We start from the raw sequence: 3870 nt of genomic DNA, 5'->3' as shown, positions 1-3870 counted from the left end.
AATTCATTTGGTTAGCAAGCCGCCGGACAAGTCCCTTCATCGGCGGTCGACCGAAGCGTGCCCGCCATTCCTGCGATATGACGGGCACGCCTTTCCCTTCAATCGCTCCTGGAGTTGCTGGCCGTGCAACCCGGCAACATGATCGCGAACCTGTTGCGGCACTGCTCCTGGCGCTGATGATCGGCGGCGTCTTCCTTCTCTTTGACAGGCCGCTCTGGCCGGCACGCCACGCTCGGATAATAGTCCTTCTTCCAATCGACACCATGACAACCGGATCGGTGCGCAAGGCCTGTGTCGAGCCATGCCTGCCGGCCCGCTTCGACCTCAAGCTCGCGCCGGCAAGGCCGCAGGGATGAAGCCGGCCTGGGAACCAGTCCGCGCCACACGCCGTTGACAGGGCGAAGGGATGGCCGCAGCGGAGGCCGCCATGGATCATTTCGAACTCATCGATCTTCTGTGCGTCATCGACGCATGCGTGAGCGACCGTTCGGCCGGGCGCGTCGTGCCTATGTCGAGGGCCGTCGAGGAACTGCGCGTGCTGACCGGCGATTTCGTCTCGTCGGACGAGGATGCGACCACCGCCTTGACGCAGGTTGCGCTGGAGCGCGGCTGCGCGGTGCTCTTCGACGAGCAGCCGGGCGCCGACATCATCGCGTAATTCGGCGTGGCGGCCGGGCCATCGATTTTCCATCAGGAGATCGGTCACCGCGGCCTTGCGAGCCGCTGCCGCTTTCCGTCTCACCTCGCCAGGGTGACCATCCGGCCCGCATACATCTCCCGGTTCCCCAGTTCGGCCGTGCAGTTCGACTTCACGGCGGAGTTTCCCGTCATTGCCACGGTGTCGCCCACCAGCCGCAGGCAACTGCCCTGGGCGCTCATGTCCGAATTTCCGGTATAGGTGATAGCCGCATCCGGCGCGTAGATGAAACCGCTCACCAGCGAGCCGGATCCGCCGTTCAGCGTCAGCGCCCGTGTGTTGCCATGCGCCTGGTAGATGGTGATGCCGGCATAGGGGCCGCTGGTGGGCGGCGAGAGGTTCACCTGCTCGTTGGCGTTGATGTAGAGCTGCGAGTTCTCCATCAGGAAGATCGTCACGCCCTGGCCGCTCAGGCTGCCATTGCCGCCCGGCTTTATGACGACGTTGCGCATGATGTAGGTGCCCGGATTGAGCGTGATCTTTCCCGACAGGGTCTTGTCGCAATAGGTGCCCGGCGAGAGCGTTATCGTCTTGCCGTTGGGCACCGGCAGGCAGAGCGTGTAGGCGGGCGGAACAACGTCGGCCAGCGGATCGAACGAGGCGTACTGGTTCTCATGCGGCGTGCCGCAGGAAAGCGTGGCGCTGGGCGGCGTCAACCCTTGCGTGGCGCCGACCGTCGAGACGCAAGCTGCGCTGACTACCGCCGAGCCGCCGCGGTTGACGGAGTCGGCGGCGTCCGAATTGGCCGCGATCACGCAGCCGGCCATCGCCACATTGGTCGAGCCCTGCAGGTTGACCGCGTTGTCGGCATGCTGGTTGAGCGCCAGCACGCAGGCCTGCGCGCCGGGCTTGATCTTGACCGAGGCGGTGCGCGTCGCCTGCCAGGCCGGCATGGCGCCGAGGAAGGCCGGCCGGCTGATGCTCGACGACGCCGAAATGAAATAAGCGCCCGGATCGCCGCTGGCGGAGGCTTGGAAGGCGGCGAGGCTGCCCGACAGCTCCTGCGCGTCGGCGGCGCTCATATTGGCCGCGAAGAAGGTCTGGCCCAGTTGCCGCAGGTCGCCCGCCGACATGCCCGGCTGGTATTTGGTGCCCATCGCAAGGCCGGCGGCGTCGAGGGAATTCTGCAGCTGGGCGGCGTCGTCGCTGGTGCCGATCAGGTCGATGGATGCTGCCAAACCAAGCATCAGCGGCACCATGGCAACCGCCGTTGCGACCGCGAAGTTGCCGCGCTTCGAAACCCAAAACCGTCCAAGCATGGCGCCCGCCCTCGTCGTATTTCACAGAGTGTTATGCGTGTGGTCTCTACGGGCGATTTCCAAAAAAGTTAAAATGCAGAAAGTGCCAAAATATTAGGTTTTACCGATGGTTACATCTTAAGTCATAGGGCGGGTAGGCCTTAAGTCTGAGTATGCGCGGCGTAAGTTGGAGGCGGCGTCCCGCTGCGGTCCTACCGGCTCAACTCGACCGAAATAATTAGGCATTCGTTCATACGGCAATGATTGATGTGATGGCTGGGATAGCTTGGGCGCGCTCGGCCATGGCCTCTTCAGGTCGGTTCTTCAGACATCTTTTTTTCCGGCGCTTCATTCGACGCTTTTGCGAAGGCAAGGGCGGCAATGTCGCGACCATATTCGCTCTAACCCTGCCGGTCGTCGTCGGCGGGGCGGGGCTCGGCGTCGAGACCTCCTACTGGTATTATTCGAGCCTGAAGCTGCAGTCGACGGCGGATGCGGCGGCTTATGCCGGCGCAGTGGAAAAGTCCTGGGGCTCCAACACGGCTACCATCACCGCGGCCGCCACGACATCGGCGACTTCGAACGGGCTGGGCACAGGCACCATCACCGTGCACACGCCGCCGACATCCGGGGCATACACGGCCAAGAAGGCGGTCGAGGTGATCCTCAACCAGCAACTGGACCGGATGTTCACCTCGATCTTCACATCGAGCAAGGTGCCTGAGCGGGCGAGGGCGGTGGCCCTGATCAACGACGCCTCCTACGCTTGCATCCTGGCGCTCAACAACTCGGCCGCGCAGGCGGCGCTCTTTTCCGGCAGCACCACCGTCAATCTTAACGGCTGCTCCGTCATGTCCGATTCGACCGCCAGTGATGCCATCAAGGTGCAGGGCTCGGCGAGCCTGAAGGCCGACTGTCTGATCACGGTCGGCGGCATGGTGCTGAACAACCCGGTGACCACGAAATGCGCGTCGAAGATCACACAGGCCTTGCCGGCCGCCGATCCTTTCTCCTCCCTGCCGGCGCCCGCGGTCACGAACCCGTGCAGGAATGTCAACGCCAGCAAGACGACGCAAACACTACAGCCTGGCACCTATTGCAGTGGCATGAACCTCAACGGCAATGTCGCGCTCTCTTCCGGGACCTATGTCGTCCAGGGGAATTTGAAGATCAACGCGGGTGCGGTCATCACCTGCGCCGCCCCTTGCACCAACGGCGTAACCATCTTCATGTCCGGCAGCAACACCGTCAGCATGAACGGCAACGCCACAGTGAATCTGAGCGCGCCGACCTCGGGCACCTATTCCGGTGTGCTGTTCTACGGCGACAGGACTGGCGTCTGGGCACAGAGCACCTTCAACGGTACCGCGACCTCCTTGCTGACCGGCGCCATCTACTTCCCCAAGCAGCAGGTCAACTATCTCGGCAATTTCTCCGGCAAGGGTGGCTGCACGCAGGTCGTTGCGGACACGGTTCAGTGGTCAGGCAATTCCACCATCAATCAGGACTGCACGGCCTATGGGATGGATGGCATCACGGCCGCAACGTCCATAGTGCTCGTCGAGTAGCGGCCATGCAGCCACCGGCGATCCGTTTCCGCAGAGACCGATCCGGCGCCGCCGCGGTCGAATTCGCGCTTGTGCTGCCGGTGCTGTGCGTCGCCCTGCTGGGCACCGTCGACGGCTGGTCCTACGTCACCAACTCGCTTTCGATGCGCGCCGGTGTGAAGACGGCGGCAAACCTGGTCCTGGCGGGATCCGGCGACGACAGCAGCACGCGGGCAGCCGCGCTGGCGAGTTGGGAGAAAAAGCCTACGGACGCGGCGGTCACCGTCAATCGCGTCTATAAATGCGGGACGATCGTAGTGGCGTCGGCGTCGACCATGTGCGCGGGATCGAAAGTGCCCACGATCTTCGTCGAGATCCAGGCCTCGGG

At 63.5% G+C, this 3870-nt stretch carries 5 protein-coding genes; 4 read left to right on the top strand and 1 reads right to left on the bottom strand.

All coding sequences use genetic code 11. The annotated features are described in order from the left end of the window. Window positions 1-356: hypothetical protein (locus EOA27_RS41610; protein ID WP_210214171.1), on the top strand; the 356-nt coding region annotated here is incomplete at its 5' end. Window positions 357-427: 71 nt separating this feature from the next. Beyond that, on the top strand, window positions 428-658 hold the full coding sequence (locus EOA27_RS26530; RefSeq protein ID WP_126061553.1) for a hypothetical protein: 231 nt from the start codon (window positions 428-430) through the stop codon (window positions 656-658). Between the two features lie 80 nt (window positions 659-738). Here the strand turns inward: EOA27_RS26530 and EOA27_RS26525 are convergent, their stop codons facing one another. Continuing rightward, window positions 739-1956: a pilus assembly protein TadG-related protein gene (locus EOA27_RS26525; protein ID WP_126083412.1), complete on the bottom strand. Its 1218-nt coding sequence runs from the start codon at window positions 1954-1956 to the stop codon at window positions 739-741. Window positions 1957-2207: 251 nt separating this feature from the next. Between EOA27_RS26525 and EOA27_RS26520 the strand changes: the two genes are divergently transcribed. After that, the gene (locus EOA27_RS26520) at window positions 2208-3503 is read left to right on the top strand and encodes a pilus assembly protein TadG-related protein (RefSeq protein WP_245467124.1); all 1296 of its coding nucleotides are present in this window, start codon (window positions 2208-2210) and stop codon (window positions 3501-3503) included. 5 nt (window positions 3504-3508) lie between these two features. After that, the coding region (locus tag EOA27_RS26515; RefSeq protein WP_145970543.1) for a TadE/TadG family type IV pilus assembly protein at window positions 3509-3870 on the top strand (362 nt) is incomplete at its 3' end.

The organism is Mesorhizobium sp. M2A.F.Ca.ET.037.01.1.1, from assembly GCF_003998075.1.
Taxonomy (GTDB): Bacteria; Pseudomonadota; Alphaproteobacteria; order Rhizobiales; family Rhizobiaceae; genus Mesorhizobium.
Note: the sequence above shows the minus strand (reverse complement) of the source record. Positions and strands in the feature narration are given on the sequence as shown.